Origin of the sequence: Marisediminitalea lipolytica, from assembly GCF_001758465.1 — a bacterium.
Classification (GTDB): domain Bacteria; phylum Pseudomonadota; class Gammaproteobacteria; order Enterobacterales; family Alteromonadaceae; genus Alteromonas; species Alteromonas lipolytica.
The window spans coordinates 605,644-626,249 of record NZ_MJIC01000014.1; the positions used below are offsets into that span (position 1 = coordinate 605,644).

Below are 20,606 nucleotides of genomic sequence, written 5' to 3' on the forward strand. Positions count from 1 at the left end.
TAACAGCAATACACTGCGATAGATTAATATTACAAAAAGGAAATTATCGTGCGACAGAAACTGCTTGTGGCAATAGCCGCAACTTTTGCATTATCCGCCTGCGTTAATACAGCCGATACGGCTGCAACCCAGCCATCCCAAACCCCGGCCAAACCTAAAAATATCATTATGATTGTCGCTGATGGCATGGGGCCGGCTTATACCACCGCCTACCGTAACTTTCGGGACGACCCCACTACAGCTAAAGTGGAACCGGTTATTATGGATAGCTTTTTTGTCGGTAATGCCAGTACTTACCCCGCTCAGGTGTCCGGTTTTGTAACGGATTCTGCAGCGTCTGCTACGGCTTTGGCTTCTGGAGTTAAAAGCTACAACGGCGCCATCGGTGTAGATAAGGATAAAAAGCCGGTTACCTCCATTTTGCAGCGTGCTAAGCAATTAGGTATGCGCACTGGTGTTGCCGTGACCTCGCAGATCAATCATGCGACCCCCGCTGCTTATATCGCGCATAATGAAAGCCGCCAAAACTATGATGCGTTAGCAGACAGTTACTTTGATGACCGTATAAACGATGAGTTTGTTGCTGATGTTATGCTAGGGGGCGGAACCAAATATTTTGAGCGTGAAGATCGCGATGTTACGGCGCAGTTTATCGACGCTGGTTACGCCTATGTGGATACCTATAATAAGTTGGCTACCTTGCCTGCTGGTTCCAACATACTGGGCTTATTTGCGCCGGTAGGATTACCCTCGGCTCTGGATGATAAACGTAAAAATCGGTTAGCTTATTTAACCGAGCATGCGATTAAACACCTGGAAAATGACAAAGGGTTCTTCCTGTTAGTTGAGGCCAGTCAGGTTGACTGGGCAGGGCATGCCAATGATATTGCTGGCGCGATGGCAGAAATGCACGATCTTAATCTGGCGCTGGAATATCTTAGCGACTATGTTAAGGCCAATCCGGATACGCTGGTGGTGTTAACTGCGGATCACAGTACTGGCGGCCTTACCATTGGTGCGCGCGGCGAATATCGCTGGGCACCGGAATGGCTGCAAAACCTGACACAATCGCCTGCTACTATTGCTGCGAACCTGGGCAAGGCAGACTCACCGGTTGCTTACGTAAGCAACACCCTGGGATTTGAGCTTTCAACCGCAGAAGCACAACAAATTGTAGCGCTAGCCAAACTGGATGATGAAAAAGCCATTGAACAAGGTATAAAAACCTTACTGGATGTGCGCTCGAATACCGGCTGGACTACAAGCGGCCATACCGGTGTTGACGTTGAAGTATTTGCCTTTGGTAACAGCAGTAAAGTTTTTGAAGGCCAATACGATAATACCGATATCGCCAAAAAGCTGTTTGGTCTGTTACCGGCTAAAACTGCAGCCCCAGCTAAAGCAGTTGAAAAACCAGTAGCTGATGCGTCGAAAAGTCAGTGTGATTTTGAAACTGACTGGCGCTGTGAATAAGGCGTAAGCAAAGTGGTTTTTGTAGATCAAAAAAGAGAGCTTAATAGCTCTCTTTTTTAGTTGTTACTGATTAATAAACATCTCTATATCTTCCCCGGTAATCTTGCCTATCTGGCTAAACAAGTACCACAGCGCCGCAATTAGCAGCACCATGGATGGGATAACGATTACCGGATAGCTCAGTGCTGTCATGCGGCCTAACTCTTCTGTGTAGGCAGTGGTGCCTGGTTCGCTCACCAGAATCACTTTGGCCAGAATATAGTTAAGGGCTGATGACAGGAAAAACGAACCAGCCACTATATACGAACAGTGTTTAATCTTTTCTTTAAAAATGGGTTGTTTGTTCTGGGCATCCAGCACTTCGTTTAGTTTTGGCCAGTTAATGATTTGGTCGTTCAGAATAAGCATTTTTACCAGGGGTTTTTCCGTCGCCTGCGTTACCAGTACGGCAAGGCCAATGATGGCCGGAATAGTGGCTTCTTTAATAGCAATATATTCAGCTGGCAATTTCAGCAGGCTGATACCGCCTGTGAGCAGTACGCTAACAATGCCCAGTATCGAAAAACCGTTGATTTTTCCGCTTTGTTTTAAATCCCATAATCCGTAACCGAACGGAAAAATAAGTGCTGCCACTATGCTCCAGGCCGGGCCGAGGTATTCCTCAGAGCTGGCATAGCTCATCAGAACAACGGGAATAATAATGTTAAATGCCAGATTTGGCAGGAAACCTTGATTCTGAGGTTTTGCAGTGGCTTGGGGGGTATCTGACATACTGAAATTTCTTTACTAACAATTAAAAGAGGCAATAATCCGCCGGTTTATGCTGACTTAGCCCACAAATGTGCACTAAGCAAGCCCATCAAAAAACCAAACAGGTGGTATTCGAATGATACAAAGCGCTGTAGTGGTAACACGCCGAATATCATACCGCCATATAATACCGCTATCACTACCGAAATAATCAATAAATGTAACTTTTTGCTATAAAAGCCGCCAAGGATGATAAATCCGAGGTAGCCATAAACGATTCCGCTGGCGCCTATATGCATGGCGTTGCGGCCAAAAAGCCACACACAAAGGCCTGCTCCCAGCCAAATGAGTAATGTGGATTTTACAAAGGTGGTTTTTCCCCACTGCATACTTAACCAGACAAATAACAGCAGAGGTAAAAAATTACTGGCAAAGTGAGTCAGGTTGGCGTGAAGAAAGGGCGCCAGCAAAATTCCGGGCAGACTCTCTGGTACCCGCGGGCGAATGCCAAACTGATTTAATCCGTTGGTCAGCATCAGGTTAATAAATTCGCTGCCCAGTAGGGTTAATGCCAAAATGCCGAGGAGCCGAAGTTGTTGGGGCAAGGTAAACTGTTTCATAAAATAATATGCGGTAAATAACGTGACAGATCCTGGGTGATCAAAGAACTATCCTCACGGATTGAAATGCCAGCAGGCATATCATCTACCAACCAGCTGCCGATAAGTACGTAGTTTTCTCCGTAACGGGGAAGGGGATTAAACTGCTGTAAAATATAGCCTTCTTCACCATAGGGGCCTTCTGAGAGTGTGGTTGCGGCGTTACCGCCTTCTAACAAAGAGATATTGGCGCCTTCCCGGGAGAACAAGGGTTTTTTAATCCACTTTCCGTAGCTGGCCAGCGCTTTATCTTTTTCAAAATACGCAGGTAATAAATTTGGGTGACCAGAAAATTCCTGCCACAACAAGGGAAGAAGTGCTTTGTTCGATAAAATGGCTTTCCAGGCTGGCTCCAGCCATCCTACATCCGCGGTATTTAAGGCGTCACCAAATTCTTCGCGGAGCATAAATTCCCAGGGATAAAGTTTAAAACAGTGGGTGATGACCTTATCCTCAAGATCGGTAAAGTAGCCGGTTTCACTTAAACCGATTTCTTCAACATATAAAAAAGGGGCGTCAATACCGGCTGCGCTGGCGCAATCCTGCAGATACTGTACCGTCCCCCGGTCTTCCGTGGAGTCTTCGCAGCAGCTGAAATGAATGCGCTGATACTGATATTGCTGCTTTAACCGGGCAAAGCGATAAATCAGTTTTTCCTGCAGCGAGTTAAACTGGTCAGCGCTGCGGGCTATCCGGCCACTGTCTACCATGTTTTCCAGCCACAACCACTGCCAGAATCCCGTCTCGTACAACGAAGTGGGCGTATCAGCGTTATTTTCCAGTAACTTAGCCGGCGAGCGACCGTCATAAACAAGGTCTAGCCGGGAGTAAAGCGAGGGCATGCGTTGCTGCCAGCTGTGGGCAATGAAATCCCAGTGCTGTTCGGGAATTTGGCACTGCTTCAGCAGCGCCTCGGATTTAACCACTTTATCCACTACATGCAGGCACATCTGATGTAATTCCGCGCTGGGATCTTCGATATCCTGTTCTATTTGCGCCAGCGAAAACTGGTAGTATGCACTTTCATCCCAGTAGGGTTCGCCGTACATGGTGTGAAAATGAAAACCATATTCAGCCGCCAGTTGCTGCCAGTTGTGCCGCGGCTGACTGGTTATTCTTAGCATTCTAGCTGCCCCAGCCCTTAGATTTTGAGCTTGAACTGCCCCAACTGGATTTTGCTCGTACTGAACTGCCAAAGCCGCCACGTTTTATGGTCCGGCTTACGGTTGGTTTTTTCTCAAATACCGATGAGGGGGCATTATAGGAACGTCTTCTGATATCGCCGTCAAAGACATAACCATTTGACGTTACCCAACGGGAGCGAAACGGGGAATAGGGCGAAAAAGACGTATACAGCGGCTGAGAATAGTAAGGTCGTGGCTGAAGCAGCTGACTCACCATATACCCTGCCATGAAGGGCATAAAAAAGCTGCCCGATGAGGATTGAACATACTGGCAGCGATCGGAGCCAAATTCATACTCGCAGTCGCTTTGTCTGTCAAACCGGGGGGCAGTGCGATTGTGCTCTTCAATGGCTGATTCGTATGCCGCCAGGCACTGCCCGGTCGCTTCTGGATTATCCTGTTGGCAATCTTCCGGCGAGACGTAAATTTTTGACTGATCACGATCGCTGCCACAGGCGGTCAGCATAATGCTGGCAATACCTACAGCGAGGGGCTTAATAGCAAATGCTTTTCGCAGTTGATGTAAATGGATCGTTTTTGAACGTTTTTGAGAATGTCCCATTGCAAAACTCCTAATAAGTCATGCAAGCGGCATTTAAAATACCCACAGCAACAGACATGGCCGCCAGCATCACGCCGGCAGATACCTCGTTGTTATTAATGCGCTCTGCGATTTTGGGCATAAAACTAAAACGAAGCAGGGCGAAGGCCAGGCTCTGGGCAATCACTGCCACAATTCCCCATAATGTGAAATCGATTAACCCCAGTGAGTTAGAGGCGGCACTGGCCAGCGCCAGGCTAAATCCCACCATAGCGCCACCAAAACCAATCGCCGCCGCGACATTTTTTTCCTGTTTGACCAACCGCCATTCATCGTGCGGCGTTACCATGGCATACACCACTTTAAAGACAAACAGGTAGACAATTGAAACCGCAAAATACAGAGCAAAGTTTAACAGGCCGGCCATTGATTGCGTGATGAGTTCCATGGGTTTTCCTTATAATTAGCCGTTAATGCGAATGTCGGCAGGTTGTATATCAAGTCCGGTGCTTATAACCAGACAGCGGTCAGCGTTGTTCCCAACAATTTTTTCTTCACCAGCCACAAGCAGCGATTCGGTTCTGTCGTTATCGATTTCTCGCTCGTATAACATCATAAATTGATCGGTTTCGCTAACGTCGCCGTCTTCTTCCCAGGTTTTTTCGGTAACGGCTACCGGAGGCGATTCTGTGCCAACGGCATCCCACACCCGCTTAAAAGTATGTCCTTCCAACTGGTACGTAGGCGTAGAAATAGTGTCGCTCAGGCATTGTTGCCACTGTGACTCATTGCCAATCGTGGTGGTGGAATAAAAATACCAGAGTTTAACATCGGTAATGTGGTTTTCGGTCATACCGCCATCGAGAACGACTTGCAGAAAGGCGTCATCGTCGGTGTAAAATCGCAGAAGTGTGCCGCCGCTGTCCAGCTCGGCCTGACCAACGGCCTGAATAAGATGCTTGCTGGCCGCGCCCTCAATACAAAGTTGCGGCGTTAGCAATTTGAGTTTTAAGTCATCCAGTTCAAAGGAGCCGCCCAAATACAGTCCCATAACTTCCGGCGCCGAAGGTTTTTTGGGTTCGTCAGATTTAAACCATTTTTTAAACATGTTACGACTCCGTAAGCGCTGTCCAACTAATATCAGTAATGCGGGATTTGGCGATGTAATAAAGCTTGTCCTGGGGAGATATGACGGTGTCCAGGCCTGGATTTAAAGTCACTGGCTGTCCTCTTTGCGGGCCGGCATAGCCAATTAAGGTCGCATCATACTGACGTTTAAAAGCAATAAAGAGCTGTTGAAAACTTACCGGGTTGACCGAATGGGGAATAGTCAGTGAAAATTGTGCCTGTCCATCATCATCCACACTCAGCAAGTCATGATGAAGGGTGCTGGAACCGGGATCAAAGGCCGCTTTTGCCAGCATTTCCACCGCGACACTGGGGGTACATTCGATTTGCGGACAATGCATTTGCAGTAATCTGACCAGGCTTTCGTCATTAAAGTACGCTACTTGGTGCGCCGACGGATTCTTTTGCGCGCTGTAAAGCGCTGTGGTCATGGTCAGATCATCTTCGGGATTATCAATCAGAATGGTCGCTGCAGTGCCGATGCAGGCTTTATCCATGTCGTCATCTTTATTAAACGATTCCACTTTGACAAATTCGATTTGCCCCGGCATCGGGTTGGTAATATCAGCCCGTACGCACAGCACAATATCAGGTTTGTCGGCCAGCGACTTTTGTTCCTGTAAAAGCAATTTAAGCAACAGCAGGGTACGTTGTTCGTTCCAACCTATTACCAGAATATGATTGCTGACATCCAGCGTCGATAAACCCATCAGACTTTTCCTCCACTGATTTCCTACAAAACCGGCGACCCGGCCGACTACCATAGCAAAAATACTTAGTCCCAGAGGAATGACATATAGCGCAACAACAAGTTTCCCGGCGGTTGTTTGGGGCGACAAGTCGCCATAGCCCACCGTTGAGCCAGTTACCGCCAGCCAGTACACAAAGTCAGCACCAGAAATGAGCGCCTGTTCATCAAATGCATAAAGTAACAACCAGGAACTCAGGGCATAGAACAGCGTTGCTATGACAATGGTGTACCATCTGGATTCGGCAAAATAGTTGAGCATTACGCGTCGTATTTTTATCCACATAATGTCGTAGCAGGCATCCTTGTTGATTATTTCCGTTTTATCTTCGCAAAAAAATGACGGTCAACTCAAGTGTCATGACTTAAGTTAACCGTCCTGTATTGCTTACTTGCCCAGAATACGGGCCAGTTCGTCATCGGCAGAGCTTTGGCCGCCTTTTATACCAGCCGCTGCCAGACGTTTTTCTAAATCATCAGATGATTCAGAAGACGCCAGTTCTTCGGCTGCTTCCAGTTCAGCATTGCGTAATTTTTGCTTTTCCTGAATGCGTGAAAGTGACTCGGTAGCCGTTTTCATTTTGCTGTTTGCGCCCATGTGACGCGACGAGACGGCAACCTGGGCTTTTTGCACGCTTTCAGTGGCCTTTACCATATCGACCTGCTGTTCCAGGCGACGCAGGTTGGCTTTGGCTTGCTGAATGTTCTTAGCCAGCTGAAGTTCTGATGCATTAAACTGGTCAAGGTACTGTTGCTCCTGATCACGCTCTGCTTTCAGGTCGCTGACTTTCTGAGCACAGTCCAGCGCCAGTTCGCGATCGGTGTCGATAGCTTTACGGGCATGGGCTTCATATTCAGCAATGGACTGGTTAAAACCATCAACCTTTTGTTGCGATAGCTTGCACTTAGCCAGAATTTGCGTGCGGGCATGATCAGATTTACGCAACTCTTCCTTTGCTTCCCGAATTTCCTGTTCAAGAATTCTGATTGCCTGACTATCCACGACTGACTGGGCCGCCTCTGTAGCGCCACCTTTTACTGCTGTGATCAGTTTTTTCCAAACAGACATAAATTTCTCCTTAAATTACTTCAAGTGCGACTCATAGGCGTCAAGGAAAGCGGCAACGTTTTGGAATAACGTGGTCACTTCAATTTGAATACTTTCTGCTTTGGATTGCGCGCTTAACGCCCCAAAAGCAGTGTAGTACTCTTCACCATTGACGTTGGATATGGCCACCGTAGTGAGTGGGAAAAGCATGTGAGTTGACAGAATATCGTGGTCAAGAGCAGCTTTGTCGGCAACCTGCGATGCGTTAAACAGCAAACTCTCAACAATGATTTGTTCACCGCTGATTGCCAGCCAGGCATCCAGCCCATCCTGATTTGCAATCAGTAAACATTCTTTCTCGCGGGTGACAACCAGGTCATCCATGTCTTTAAACAGGGCCTCAAGTTGTTCAAGATCCCATTCCATAATTATCTCCTTACCGAATCAGCTTAATGCCGTTAACTCTAGTCAGATTTACTACACTGTTGCAATGTATTTGCGTTAAGTTGTGCAACAAAGTGTGACTAAATCGATATCTGTTACTTTCTCATTACCCGTTCAGGTCAACTGGTCACCATCACCAATGGCCTGAACGAGGAAAAGTGTAGACAATTATACTTATCCTAGTCAATAATAATTATGTCTATATGTGTAAAAAAGTGTGTCAATGTAAAAAATAATTCACAAAAGGGGGCTTTTTGAAAGGTCAGAATCAATGGCGAATGATTGTCCAGCGAATCGTTCGTTCAGAAATGTCGCTACGGGGTGTTAAATATCAGGGACTGAGTGACAAGCTGGCAGAAATAGGGGTAACGCAGACGGCGGATAACCTGCGCAATAAAGTTAACAAAGGGATTTTAGGTGCGGATTTGCTACTGCAAATTTTATATGTATTAAAGGCCCGGCCTTTATCGGTAGAAATGATGGCTGAGATTATTGCCGCCAGTGATGCTGACTAAGTTGGATAGCCCGTTTAGCAAGGCCCGGATAAACAAAACCCAGTCAAAGTGACTGGGTCGAATAAGGAAGATGGGAGAACATCATCGCTTGTGATTAAATAATAGCCTTATCACGGAAATATAAAAGAAATACTATGTATAGGGTCGCATCCATTGGTATAAAAAAAAATACCTAAAGTTGGTAAGGGAATTGCTTAATCGTTTTAGCCATAAGAAGTGTGGGGTTATTAGGGCCCGATAGAATAGGACGATTCAGCTGTTGCCAGGACAGATGCCACCAACCTTTGACGCGCGACGTTAAGTGCCCGGCGCATTGCTAATCAGTTGTGGTACAATCCGCAACAATATGGCTTCAGGCCTGAATATACATGACAGGTTACCGCGCTTTCAAAAGGTACTCTGTGGAAACAAAACTCACTTTGCCAAATATTTTAGCTGCATGAAATTATCAGATTTTACGTTTACCTTACCCGAGCATTTAATTGCCAAACATCCTACCGCCGAACGTACTGCCAGTCGTTTGTTGCATCTCGATGGTAAAACAGGAACGGTTGCGCACCAGCAGTTTCGCGATATGCTGGTGTTAGTCGAACCGGGCGATCTGCTGGTGTTTAATAATACCCGGGTTATTCCGGCACGTTTGCTGGGACAAAAAGCGTCCGGAGGCAAGGTCGAAGTATTAATAGAGCGTATCGTTGATGATAAAAACGCGCTGGCTCATGTGCGGGCAAGCAAAGCGCCAAAACCCGGCACAGCTTTGTTACTGGAAGGGGCTGTTAATGTCACGGTAACGGGGCGTCAGGATGCGCTGTTTGAGCTGCACTTTGAGGGCGACAAGTCTGTCCTTGAACAACTCGAGAGCTATGGCCATATGCCGCTGCCGCCGTATATCGACAGAGCCGATGAAGACAGCGACAAAGAACGTTATCAAACCGTGTATAACCAGGCGCCAGGCGCCGTTGCAGCGCCAACCGCGGGTCTTCACTTCGATGATGCAATACTGCAGGCGTTACAGGAAAAGCAGGTTAATCTGGCCTATGTCACACTGCACGTGGGAGCAGGCACTTTCCAGCCGGTCCGCGTGGACAACGTGCTGGAGCATAAGATGCACTCTGAATTTGCGATTGTGCCTGATAGCGTTGTGGATGCGGTAAGAGCCACCAAGGCGGCAGGCAAGCGGGTCATTGCGGTTGGCACTACATCTGTTCGTTCGCTGGAATCTGCAGCGTTACATGCCAGTAAAGACGCTATCATCGAGCCGTTTCAGGCGGATACCGATATCTTCATTTACCCTGGCTTTGAATTTAAAGTGGTGGATGCCATGTTCACCAATTTTCACTTGCCAGAATCAACTCTCATTATGCTGATTAGTGCCTTTGCCGGCCGCGATAATGTGCTGCATGCCTATGCTGAAGCAATTAAAGAGCAATACCGCTTTTACAGCTATGGCGACAGCATGTTTATTGAAAAGGCTATTAACACATGATCTCTGGTTAATAGCTGGTATAATCCGCCCTCAATTGAGCTCAGACAGAGGACTGTTTTTCCTCTTGATCAGACAGGATATTAACTCTCATGCAATTTGAACTGCTCCATACCGACGGTCGCGCCAGACGAGGAAAACTGGTGTTTGAACGCGGCGTAGTGGAAACCCCGGCGTTTATGCCGGTAGGTACTTACGGTACCGTAAAGGGAATGACGCCAGAAGAGCTGGAGGACAGCGGCGCACATATCTGCCTAGGCAATACCTTTCACCTTATGTTGCGTCCGGGAACCGGCATCATAAAACAACATGGTGATCTGCATGATTTCATGCACTGGGAAAAGCCAATCCTCACCGATTCCGGTGGTTTTCAGGTATTTAGCCTGGGTGACCTGCGTAAGATCACTGAAGAAGGTGTGACGTTCCGTTCACCTATCAATGGTGAAAAAATTCTGCTGACGCCGGAAAAATCCATGGAAGTCCAGCGCGATCTGGGTTCTGACATCGTGATGATTTTTGACGAATGTACGCCGTATCCGGCGACGGAGCAGGAAGCGCGTATATCAATGGAGCTCTCATTACGCTGGGCAAAGCGCAGCAAAGACGCTCATGGCGATAATCCATCAGCCTTGTTTGGTATTATTCAGGGCGGTATGTACGAAGACCTGCGTGACGTCTCGCTCGCGGGTCTGGAAGACATTGGTTTTGACGGCTATGCCATTGGCGGTTTGTCGGTTGGTGAACCCAAAGAAGACATGATCCGCATTATCGAGCACACCGCGCCTAAAATCCCGGAACATAAACCGCGTTACCTGATGGGCGTGGGTAAGCCAGAGGATATTGTTGAAGCGGTTCGTCGTGGCATTGATATGTTTGATTGCGTGATGCCAACCCGCAATGCCCGCAATGGTCATCTGTTTGTCACGGAAGGTGTGATAAAAATCCGCAACGCCAAACACAAGAATGACACGGGCCCTTTGGACGAAAAATGTGATTGCTACACTTGCAAAAACTATTCTCGGTCATATTTACATCATCTTGATAAATGTAACGAGATACTGGGTGCCAGACTCAACACTATTCATAACCTGAGATATTATCAACGGGTTATGCAGGGGTTACGTGACGCTATTGAAAGTAACTCACTGGACGAATTTGTCAGCGAATTTTACGCACAGAAAAACATGCCGGTACCGGCTTTATAACAATTTAAAACGGGGAACATTATGAGTTTATTTATTTCTGAAGCACATGCACAAACGGCTGGCGGTGGCGCTCAGGGTGGCGGTTTAGAAATGCTGATTATGCTCGGCGTATTTGGCCTTATCTTTTACTTCTTACTCTATCGTCCGCAAGCAAAGCGCGTAAAAGAGCATAAAGCTCTGGTTTCGTCTTTAACTAAAGGCGACGAAGTCCTTACCCAGGGTGGTCTGGTTGGTAAGGTTACCAAAGTCACGGAAGAAAAAGACTTTATTGAAGTTGCATTAAACGACCAAACTAACATCGTTGTGCAAAAGTCTGCCGTTAGTGCAGTGCTGCCTAAAGGCACCATGAAGTCTATCTAAGTAACCAGCTTAACGGGCTAAGCAGTCTGCTTATGCCCGTCGTAGGAAATTCCTGTGTTAAATCAAAACTCATTTTTTAAGGTGCTGATCGTACTGTTTATGGTACTGATGAGTGGCCTTTATGCGTTGCCCAATTTGTACGGCGAAGACAATGCCGTGCAGATTTCCGGTTCACGCAATGCCACTGTAACCGCAGCACTTGAAACCCGCATTACCGCTGCATTAGCTGAACAGAATATCCCAATCAAGGCCGTCGAGTTTGCCAACGATCAGTTGCTGATCCGTTTACCTGATTCGGACAGTCAGTTAAAAGGGCGTGATTTTCTGGATCGTGAGCTGGGCAGTGATTACGTGGTCGCCATGAACCTGGCTCCGGATACCCCTGAGTGGCTGGAAAGCCTGGGCGGCACGCCTATGAAGCTCGGTCTGGACTTACGCGGTGGTGTGCACTTCCTGATGGAAGTCGATATGAACGAAGCCATAGGCAAATCGCTGGAAGATGCAGAAAGCGATTTCCGTACCGCGCTACGTGAAGAAAAACTGCGTTATCGTTCTGTAAATGTGCGTGACGGCTTTGTTGATATTCAGTTCCGCGACGAGGAAACCCTCGACAAAGCGGAGTTTTTCCTGAAAAACCGCAACCGTGACCTCACTTACCAGCAAATGGATGATTTAGTATTACGCGCCCGTTTTTCTGAGCAAAAACTGGCAGAAATTCGTGATTATGCGGTTAAGCAAAACATCACCATTATCCGTAACCGGGTTAACCAACTGGGTGTTGCGGAGCCTGTCGTTCAGAAGCAGGGCGCAGAGCGAATCGTAGTGCAACTGCCGGGTATTCAGGATACAGCCCAGGCCAAAGAAATCCTTAACGCCACCGCGACCCTGGAATTCAGAATGGTGGATCAGGACAATGATGTACGTGATGCACTGGATGGTCGCGTACCTCCTGGTTCGCAGTTGCTGTTTGAAGGCGAGCGTCCGGTATTATTAGACAAACGTGTAGTGGTAACCGGAAACCATATTATTGATGCCAACAGCGGTGTAGATGAGTATGGATTGCCCCAGGTCAGTATTTCACTGGACAGTGAAGGCGGCACGAAAATGTCTCGCAATACCCGTGAAAATGTGGGTAAACCCATGGCAACGGTATTCATTGAATACAAAGCCACAGGTGAGCGCGATGCCAACGATAAGCTGATTTTTGAGCGTCACGAAGAAGTCATCAACGTGGCAACCATCCGTGGTCAGTTTGCCAGCAATTTCCAAATCACCGGTCTGGACTCCCCTAAAGAAGCCCGCGACCTGAGCTTACTGCTGCGTGCAGGTGCACTGATTGCGCCGATTCAAATTGTTGAAGAGCGCACCGTTGGTCCAAGCCTGGGTCAGGAAAACATTGATTTAGGTATGCAGGCTATTGTCTGGGGTCTGGCCCTGGTCATGGTCTTTATGCTGGTATATTACAAAGCTTTTGGTCTGGTGGCTGATATCGCTCTGGCGGTAAACCTGATAATGATCGTGGGTATCATGTCGATGATCCCCGGCGCAACGCTGACTTTGCCTGGTATGGCGGGTATCGTTTTAACGGTCGGTATGGCGGTAGATGCTAACGTGTTAATTTTTGAGCGTATTCGTGAAGAAATCCGCGATGGTCGCAGTCCTCAGCAAGCGATTCACCAGGGCTATGACAGTGCATTTTCCACTATCCTTGATGCCAACATCACTACCTTTATTGCCGGCCTGATCCTGTTTGCTGTAGGCACAGGCCCGATTAAAGGTTTCTCTATTACGCTGATGATAGGTATTGCTACCTCTATGTTTACTGCGATTTTAGTGACCCGTGTCATCGTGAACGCCGTCTGGGGTGGTCGCCGTGTTAACAAGCTGGCGATATAGGAGCGTTTGACATGCAATTATTAAAATTAAAAGAAACCCTCAATTTCATGAAGTTGCGAATGCCGGCAATGGTGTTATCAACCACACTGATCTTGGCCTCTATTTTCTCGCTGGCGACTAACAGCCTGAACTGGGGCCTCGATTTTACCGGTGGTACACTGATTGAAGTGGGGTATGAACAAGCCGCAGATTTGAGTGAGATTCGCTCAGCCCTGGCGGCCAATGACTTTCCTGATGCGGTGGTGCAAAACTTCGGTAGCAGTACCGACGTGCTTATTCGTATCGCCCCGCGTGAAGGCGTTAAAGCCGTTACCATTGGTGATCAGGTCATCGACATTCTGCAGCAGGCTGATAGCAGTGTTGAGAAGCGTCGTATTGAGTTTGTTGGGCCTAACGTAGGTGAAGAGTTAACGGAGCAGGGCGGTCTGGCTATGCTGGTGGCGCTTATCTGTATCCTCATTTATGTTGCAGCGCGTTTTGAGTGGCGTTTTGCGCTGGGCTCGGTGTCGGCCCTGGTGCATGATGTCTTTTTAACACTTGGTCTGTTCTCATTCTTACAGTTGGAGTTCGATCTAACCGTACTGGCAGCGGTGTTAGCCGTGATCGGTTATTCACTTAACGATACTATCGTTGTATCTGACCGTATTCGTGAAAACTTCCGTAAAATCCGTAAAGGTGAGCCGGAGGAAATTATCAATATTTCCCTGACGCAAACCTTAAACAGAACCATCATCACCTCCTTAACAACGGTACTGGTATTACTGGCGCTGTTCTTCAAAGGCGGGGCGTTAATTCATGGTTTTGCTACGGCATTGCTCTTTGGTGTGGTAGTCGGAACTTACTCTTCTATCTACATTGCCAGCTCAGTAGCGCTTGCTCTGGGTATCAGCAAAGAAGATTTAATGCCGCCTCAGGTTGAGAAAGAGGGTGAAGACCTCGACGCACTACCTTAAACAGGTCTGTAATAAAACTAGCCGCTGATTCATCAGCGGCTTTTTTTTTGATGATAAAAAAGGTACCGCAAGTAAGTCATACTTGTTGTTTACCGTGCTTCAATGGCGCCGGTGAGCTTAGCCAGCATCTTGTGCCCGATACCTTTCACATTAATCAGGTCGTCAATCGACGTAAAAGGACCCTGAGCCTCGCGATACTGAATAATCGCTGCTGCTTTACTTTTCCCGATGCCAGGTAAAGCCATCAGTTGCTCCAACGATGCGGTATTAATATTCAGCAAGGCTTCGGTGCTGGCCACTTGTTTCACTTCATCGGTCATGGTTAGAGAATCGGCCGAGGCCTGACTAAAACCACCCAGCATGGCCAGGGTCATAATAATTACTTTGCAAGTTGTCAGTTTCATTTGTCTCTCCAAAAAAGTTGTCAGTGATGAAAATCATCCCCTTAACTGTAAAGAGCAATGCCGGTTTGCGGGAGTACTGATAATGGCCAGTTTTGTAGCGAGGCGGGCTGAAATCTTGCTCAGAAGTAAATAAAAAGTGCGCGAAACTAAAATTTATACTAAAGATAAATATCACTCATGTTGCCAGTGACCCGTGATAGAACCCTAACGGGCAAAACGCGCTTTATTGAACTTGGAAAATACTGAATATCTTTTTAAATCAATAGGTAAATTTGCCTTTCTGCTTCTCTGCATGCAACCGACTGCGGTGATTGAACACTCATATTAAAATGTCGAGGGGGATTAAACTGCAATTGAAGGGCCATAAATGTACGGCGGACTGCAACGCTGGTTACCTGTCTTGCAAATCCTAAACTATAGTTATTAAAAATCCAGGAAATCATCAATGCCCAATCAGTTTACCACATACTTTCTGGGGGGGATTTTCGTAGTAGTGATTACCATTGTGGGTGCATCAGTCAGCCAGACCTTGCTTGATCAGGAAGAGGTAGTCAGCTTTGAAGCCCCAATACATGAATTTATCGATACGCTGAGTCGGGAGGTCGATTACAACGCTTTTGCGCTTAATTCCCTCGCACAACTTTTTCGGTCGTCTACTCATGTAGAAGCTCATGAATTTGCGAGCTACGCCAGCCTGGTAATGGCGCAGTTTTACAGTATTACGGCAATGGCTTACCTGAGTGAACAGACATCTGTCGAAGAGCCGGGCGTAACACAAACCTATTGGCAGGATGTTAGCAAAGGCGTACCGGTGAATTCCTCGGAGGTATTGGTTAATGCAGATATAAATGTGTTGCTGGCGCAGGCAAGTCAACGTCAACAGGCAGTCGCCTCGCCAATATTTAAACTTAGCAAAGACCCTCGCTACTTCGCTTTTGTGCTAATGGAAGTGGCGCCGAAAGCCGGATTTGTGGGGATTTTAGTAGACGTTGGTGTCACGTTGGAACGAAATTTAAATAATCAGCTAAATCAGGGCTATACTTTATTTGAGTATGAAAATTCAACGGCTCGCCGAGTATTTAGTCGGCATGACAAAGCAAAGTCGGGCGACGAAACGGTGAACGATGGTGACTTTGCTCGCACCGTAGCGTTTTTTAATCGTCAGTGGACGATCTCCGCTTTTCAAAATGAACAGTGGCATCGAACGGTTGCGTATAAGGCTATCCCGTTCGGCACACTGGCTTTGAGTTCGTTAGTTGTCTATCTGGTCGTGCAGGCGCAAAGGTTAAAAGTGGCGCACAGAGAAAGAAAGGCGGCCTTTAAAGATCTGCAGTTTGCTCAGCAGAAGTTGATTGAAACTGAAAAACTCTCAGCAATGCGAGGGGTCGTCGCCGGGGTTGCTCATGAGGTTAATACGCCACTGGGGATTGGCATTACCAGCGCGTCTCACTTGCAGGAGAGTATGACAGGGCTGCGCCAGGATTATGAACAGGGGCATCTGGATCCCAACGCCTTTGTTGAGTTTTTGGATACGGGCGATGAAATGGTGAGCCTGACACTGAACAATTTGTACAAAGCGTCGTCGTTGGTCGCCCGTTTTAAAAAGGTAGATATCGAAAGTTGTGAGTCTTCCTCAGCGCCAGAGCCTGTAGTGATTGCGGAGCTTGTGGATGTGTTTATACAGCGTTTCTATAACGAAAACCCGAATTTGGCTTTTACTATTAAAGCCGAAATCGATCAAAGTGCAACGGTGATAACTTATCCTTCGGTGTTGTTGGACATTTTTCATTACCTTGCCAGTAACTCAATCGTGCATGCTTTTTTACCTAACCAGCAGCACTGTGAAATCAGTATTACCTTCCCGGCTCAAACCGCAGGGAAAAAAGAAAATGTATTGTTGTTTAAAGATAATGGGGTTGGCGTGGAAAAAGCGCTCCTCAAACGCCTTGTCGACCCGTTTTTCACAACTCGTCGGGGTGCAGGCAGTACCGGGCTGGGGTTAAGTGTGGTGTATAACCTGGTAAAAGGTAAGTTAAACAGCGATTTGAATTTATATGTCGATGAAGGCCTGGCTGTGGCCTTTGAATTACATGACTTAAATAAGTGAGGTCAGCAGTGATATCCAATCCACTTTTTGCATCGCAATCGAAATCAGCTTCTGCGGACACGACCAGTCCAAAGGAAAATGATGCTGATTATGGTTACACGGTTTTGATTATCGACGATGAAGTTGAGGTACACAAAGTCACTGACTTAACCCTTAAACGTTTTCGCTTCGACGGTAAACGGATCCGTTTCTTACATGCATATTCTGCCAGGGAAGCGCTTCAAATTTTCACCGAGCACACTGACATAGCGCTGGCGCTGGTTGATGTGGTGATGGAAACCGATCATGCCGGACTGGATTTGGTACACAAGGTCAGAAACGAGTTAGGTAATCATTTGGTTCGTTTAGTGTTGCGCACCGGGCAGCCCGGTCAGGCCCCGGAGCACGAAGTTATCGAACGTTACGATATAAACGATTACAAAGAGAAAACGGAGCTCACCAGTCAGAAGCTCAAAACCCTGATGTACAGTGGACTGCGTTCTTACCGGGATATTCAAACCATTGATATGCATCGTAAGGGTCTGCGCCAGGTAATAGAAAGTACCAGCAAAATGCTGAAACCAAACTCAATGAGTGAGTTTGCCACTGCGGTGTTAAAGGAAATAATGAACCTGCTGCAAATTGACTCCAGCGCAGTGTATTGCACCACCTTTTCTGAGCAGGGCGCTCATGGCGAGCGACGAATCCTGGCCGCGACCGGTTCTATGGCCGACGTGATTGCCGAAGATGATTCACCCGGACTCCCCGCTCCGGTGGAACAATTATTTGATAAAGCGCTGGATGAGCGACGCTCACTGTACAGTGAAGAAGGTTATGTGTTTTATACCGAAACTGAGAGTGGTTATCAGAGTCTGCTGTACATTGATACCAACGGTAAACTCACCAACGCCCAACAGGAATTGCTCGACATTTATTGTTTTAACGTAGCGCTGACTTACGCCAGTCTGTTGAAAGGTGAAGAGATCCTGGAAACGCAGCGTGAGCTGGTTTATTTGCTGGGCGATGCGGTAGAGATGCGCAGTAAGGAAACCGGCGCGCACGTAAAACGGGTGTCATTGGTTAGTTACCGGCTGGCACAGCTTTATGGTCTGGCAGAAGAAGAGTGTCTGGTGATTAAACGGGCGTCGCCGTTACATGATTTTGGTAAGGTGGCGATCCCGGATCGCATTCTGCACAAGCCGGGTAAGCTGGATAAAGAAGAGTGGGAAACCATGAAAACCCACGCCTCCGTTGGTCATGATATTTTGCGCAAATCAACCAAGCCTATACTGAAAGTGGCGTCGATGATTTGTATGACGCACCATGAGAAATGGAACGGTAATGGTTATCCACTAGGATTGCAGGGCGAAGAGATACCGATTGCCGGACGCATTTCCGCACTGGCTGATGTGTTTGACGCTTTAGGCTCAAAACGTTGCTACAAAGAACCCTGGGGCAAAGAAAATGTCAGGGAAGAGTTGCTTAAGGAACGTGGTGAACACTTTGAGCCAAAGTTAGTCGATCTGATAATCGATCACTTTGACGAATTTTGGGAAATCAGAAACCGCTACCCGGATTAAGTTAAGGCTGAGCCGATGGATGCACAAAACGTTAACTGGGCTCAGGAATGGGCCGGGCTTAGCCGTAGTCATAGCGATAGTGTCACCCTGTTACAATTCGCAGTAGACGCGTTACAATTAAACTTACCGGAAGAATTTACCGTTACGCTGTGGGTCTTACCTACTCAGGACGGCCAGTGTGTGCCTATCGTGTTAGGCCGGAATAATCCGGTTCGCGAGCAGCCCTGGCAGATCCCGCCTGGTGTAGCTGAAACTTACGCAGATTCTTTACGTGATAGCAGAATACTAACTGCATTTAACGAGAATGCCGGCTTTAGCCTGCCGGCTCTGGAACAAAGAGAACTGCCCGCAGTAAGCTGGATCCAGCACTATATTTGTGGCGACAGCGAAGGTTTCCTTGGTGTGCTGGAAGTAGGCGGCGATGAGCCAGAGCCGACCCAGGTACTTAACATTAATAATCTGGTTAATAGCTGTTTGAGCGTGTTGCAAAGCCTGATTGAAGCCCCGGTATTTTCTATTCGAAAGTTCACCACTTCGCCATTGCCTCAAGCCAAATCATATGACGACCTGGCGGAAGAAGAACGTTTTATGACCCTTGGCAAGCTGGTTGCCAGCGTAACGCACGAGATTAACAACCCGCTTGGTGTGGCCATAACAGGGGTAACACATTTTAAAGAAGCGCTGCGGGAGCTGAACCAACATTTTTCACAGGGCACTCTGACTGAGTCGTTGTTTAGTAACTTTGTTGAAGAGTCCACCGATGTTACTGACCTGCTGACATTTAACCTTGGCCGGGCAGTAAAGTTAATTAGTGATTTTAAAGACAGCGCGGTAAATCAGAATGCTGATTGTGCCAGTCGGTTCGAATTGCAAAAAGTGTTACGAAGCACAACCAACAGTCTTATTCCTGAGGTGAAGCGGTTCGGGATCCGTCTTGAGACAGGTGAAATTCCGCAATGTATTATGAATTCCTTCCCCGGTGCTTTATCTCAGATCATTACCAATCTGGTGTTCAATTCCATTAATCATGCTTTTGAAAATGTGGATGAAAAACACATTAGCTTGTCGTGTTCACTCGACTCGGATAAACAGACCCTGTGTTTAGTCTACAAGGATAATGGCAATGGTATTCCGCCTGAAAACCAGAAGGCGGTTTTTGAGCCGTATTTTACTACACGCCGGGGAAGTGGCGGCAGTGGGTTAGGTTTATCCATTGTACAGGCCCTTGCCACACAAAAGCTAAAAGGAAGTCTGGATTTTCACTCCGAATCAGGCAAAGGTGTAGAGTTTTTATTTACGTTTCCCGTTGATGTTGTTGGCAGCGCCGCCCAGGCTAGTGGTTGAAAAGGCGCTGGCGAGTTTTATGTGAGCCGGTTTGTAATGTCTCATCCGCTCGGTAATGTATAACCAGCAAGGACACTAATATGAAGTTAGCGAACCGCCTGATCTGGATTATTCCATTTTTAGTTCTCAGTCTGGTTTCTTGCAGCCATACGCCGCTCACTGCTCAGTCTGCAAGCACTCATACGATACCAGCAAATCTCCTGTCAACATTATCCGCCAGCGAAGGTGAACGGTTACGCTGGATGAACATGCCAGACGTGGTTTCCTTCGAGAAGGGCATACTCAGCGTTAATACTGCGCCCGGCACCGACTTTTTTATCGACCCGGAAAACGGCAGTAGCAGCGCTTCCGCCCCGTTTTTATTTTACGAAGCAAACGGAGACTTTGTTGCCACTGCGGTAGTAGAACCTGATTTTTCATCCACCTGGAATGCGGTGTCGGTAATGGTGATGCTTGATGCGGTTAACTGGATTAAGTTTGCCTTTGAATATTCAGATGCGACAGGAAAGAGTATTGTGTCGGTGGTGACTAAATCGTTGTCTGATGACGCCAATGGCGTAAGATTGCCCGACACCGATAAAGTCTGGTTACGGGTGATCAGAAAAGGCGATTTGTATTCGATGTTCTGGTCGGTCAATGGAGAACAGTTTTATATGGCCCGACTCACCAGAATGAAAAGCCAGGCCATTGTGAAAGTGGGGGTAGAAGCCCAAAGCCCCTTAAAGCAAGCGGCAACGCATAAAATTCACTATTTTGGTGTAGAGCCTAAAACCGTAACGAACCTGCGAACCGGCCTTTAAAAAGG

General features: G+C 47.3%; 21 protein-coding genes. 11 read left to right on the plus strand and 10 right to left on the minus strand.

All coding sequences use genetic code 11. The features are described 5' to 3' along the window. Nucleotides 1-45 precede the first annotated feature (45 nt). Entirely contained in the window at nucleotides 46-1,473 is a 1,428-nt protein-coding gene (locus BFC17_RS13660) for an alkaline phosphatase (RefSeq protein WP_070177021.1), read from the plus strand. A 63-nt stretch (nucleotides 1,474-1,536) separates the two neighbouring features. Here the strand turns inward: BFC17_RS13660 and BFC17_RS13665 are convergent, their stop codons facing one another. The 9 genes from BFC17_RS13665 to BFC17_RS13705 all read right to left on the minus strand — a co-directional run bounded on the left by BFC17_RS13665 (nucleotide 1,537) and on the right by BFC17_RS13705 (nucleotide 7,957). Further along, nucleotides 1,537-2,244: a VC0807 family protein gene (locus tag BFC17_RS13665; RefSeq protein ID WP_070177022.1), complete on the minus strand. Its 708-nt coding sequence runs from the start codon at nucleotides 2,242-2,244 to the stop codon at nucleotides 1,537-1,539. Between the two features lie 47 nt (nucleotides 2,245-2,291). Further along, the gene (locus tag BFC17_RS13670; RefSeq protein WP_070177023.1) at nucleotides 2,292-2,843 is read right to left on the minus strand and encodes a rhomboid family intramembrane serine protease; all 552 of its coding nucleotides are present in this window, start codon (nucleotides 2,841-2,843) and stop codon (nucleotides 2,292-2,294) included. Continuing rightward, nucleotides 2,840-4,006: a glutathionylspermidine synthase family protein gene (locus BFC17_RS13675; protein WP_070177024.1), complete on the minus strand. Its 1,167-nt coding sequence runs from the start codon at nucleotides 4,004-4,006 to the stop codon at nucleotides 2,840-2,842. The genes BFC17_RS13670 and BFC17_RS13675 overlap by 4 nt, the downstream gene beginning before the upstream one ends. A 1-nt stretch (nucleotide 4,007) precedes the next feature. Next, nucleotides 4,008-4,628, minus strand: a complete 621-nt coding sequence (locus BFC17_RS13680; RefSeq protein ID WP_070177025.1) for a DUF1190 domain-containing protein — start codon at nucleotides 4,626-4,628, stop codon at nucleotides 4,008-4,010. Nucleotides 4,629-4,638: 10 nt separating this feature from the next. Next, complete coding sequence (locus BFC17_RS13685; protein ID WP_070177026.1) at nucleotides 4,639-5,055, minus strand: DUF350 domain-containing protein; 417 nt, start codon at nucleotides 5,053-5,055, stop codon at nucleotides 4,639-4,641. A 15-nt stretch (nucleotides 5,056-5,070) separates the two neighbouring features. Further along, nucleotides 5,071-5,715 (minus strand): YjfK family protein, encoded by a 645-nt coding sequence (locus tag BFC17_RS13690; RefSeq protein ID WP_070177027.1) that lies wholly within the window; start codon nucleotides 5,713-5,715, stop codon nucleotides 5,071-5,073. Between the two features lies 1 nt (nucleotide 5,716). Then, entirely contained in the window at nucleotides 5,717-6,769 is a 1,053-nt protein-coding gene (locus BFC17_RS13695; protein ID WP_070177028.1) for a potassium channel family protein, read from the minus strand. Nucleotides 6,770-6,871: 102 nt separating this feature from the next. Next, nucleotides 6,872-7,552, minus strand: coding sequence for a PspA/IM30 family protein (locus BFC17_RS13700; protein WP_070177029.1), 681 nt, complete (start codon nucleotides 7,550-7,552; stop codon nucleotides 6,872-6,874). Between the two features lie 15 nt (nucleotides 7,553-7,567). Further along, a complete protein-coding gene (locus tag BFC17_RS13705) occupies nucleotides 7,568-7,957 on the minus strand; it encodes a DUF2170 family protein (protein WP_070177030.1) in 390 nt (129 codons plus the stop codon). A gap of 296 nt (nucleotides 7,958-8,253) precedes the next feature. On the opposite strand from BFC17_RS13705, the gene BFC17_RS13710 reads away from it, so the two are divergent. The 6 genes from BFC17_RS13710 to secF all read left to right on the plus strand — a co-directional run bounded on the left by BFC17_RS13710 (nucleotide 8,254) and on the right by secF (nucleotide 14,387). Further along, complete coding sequence (locus tag BFC17_RS13710) at nucleotides 8,254-8,490, plus strand: DUF6471 domain-containing protein (protein ID WP_083271736.1); 237 nt, start codon at nucleotides 8,254-8,256, stop codon at nucleotides 8,488-8,490. Between the two features lie 439 nt (nucleotides 8,491-8,929). Beyond that, nucleotides 8,930-9,976 (plus strand): tRNA preQ1(34) S-adenosylmethionine ribosyltransferase-isomerase QueA, encoded by a 1,047-nt coding sequence (gene queA / locus BFC17_RS13715; protein ID WP_070177209.1) that lies wholly within the window; start codon nucleotides 8,930-8,932, stop codon nucleotides 9,974-9,976. 89 nt (nucleotides 9,977-10,065) lie between these two features. Next, a complete protein-coding gene (gene tgt / locus BFC17_RS13720; protein ID WP_070177032.1) occupies nucleotides 10,066-11,178 on the plus strand; it encodes a tRNA guanosine(34) transglycosylase Tgt in 1,113 nt (370 codons plus the stop codon). A 21-nt stretch (nucleotides 11,179-11,199) separates the two neighbouring features. Beyond that, entirely contained in the window at nucleotides 11,200-11,538 is a 339-nt protein-coding gene (yajC, locus tag BFC17_RS13725; RefSeq protein ID WP_070177033.1) for a preprotein translocase subunit YajC, read from the plus strand. Between the two features lie 54 nt (nucleotides 11,539-11,592). Beyond that, nucleotides 11,593-13,434 carry a protein translocase subunit SecD gene (gene secD / locus BFC17_RS13730; RefSeq protein ID WP_070177034.1) on the plus strand — a complete coding sequence of 614 codons (1,842 nt, stop codon included), beginning with the start codon at nucleotides 11,593-11,595 and terminating at the stop codon, nucleotides 13,432-13,434. Between the two features lie 11 nt (nucleotides 13,435-13,445). Beyond that, nucleotides 13,446-14,387 carry a protein translocase subunit SecF gene (secF, locus tag BFC17_RS13735; protein ID WP_070177035.1) on the plus strand — a complete coding sequence of 314 codons (942 nt, stop codon included), beginning with the start codon at nucleotides 13,446-13,448 and terminating at the stop codon, nucleotides 14,385-14,387. Nucleotides 14,388-14,476: 89 nt separating this feature from the next. Here secF and BFC17_RS13740 read toward each other — a convergent pair whose 3' ends face one another. Further along, nucleotides 14,477-14,791 carry a ComEA family DNA-binding protein gene (locus tag BFC17_RS13740; protein ID WP_083271737.1) on the minus strand — a complete coding sequence of 105 codons (315 nt, stop codon included), beginning with the start codon at nucleotides 14,789-14,791 and terminating at the stop codon, nucleotides 14,477-14,479. A gap of 445 nt (nucleotides 14,792-15,236) precedes the next feature. On the opposite strand from BFC17_RS13740, the gene BFC17_RS13745 reads away from it, so the two are divergent. From BFC17_RS13745 to BFC17_RS13760, 4 genes are all read left to right on the plus strand, one after another. Beyond that, nucleotides 15,237-16,898: a sensor histidine kinase gene (locus BFC17_RS13745; RefSeq protein WP_070177036.1), complete on the plus strand. Its 1,662-nt coding sequence runs from the start codon at nucleotides 15,237-15,239 to the stop codon at nucleotides 16,896-16,898. 8 nt (nucleotides 16,899-16,906) lie between these two features. After that, nucleotides 16,907-18,457: a DUF3369 domain-containing protein gene (locus BFC17_RS13750; protein WP_217494024.1), complete on the plus strand. Its 1,551-nt coding sequence runs from the start codon at nucleotides 16,907-16,909 to the stop codon at nucleotides 18,455-18,457. 15 nt (nucleotides 18,458-18,472) lie between these two features. Then, the gene (locus tag BFC17_RS13755; protein ID WP_070177037.1) at nucleotides 18,473-19,801 is read left to right on the plus strand and encodes a sensor histidine kinase; all 1,329 of its coding nucleotides are present in this window, start codon (nucleotides 18,473-18,475) and stop codon (nucleotides 19,799-19,801) included. 80 nt (nucleotides 19,802-19,881) lie between these two features. Beyond that, on the plus strand, nucleotides 19,882-20,601 hold the full coding sequence (locus BFC17_RS13760) for a DUF1349 domain-containing protein (protein WP_070177038.1): 720 nt from the start codon (nucleotides 19,882-19,884) through the stop codon (nucleotides 20,599-20,601). The last annotated feature ends 5 nt before the right edge of the window (nucleotides 20,602-20,606 follow it).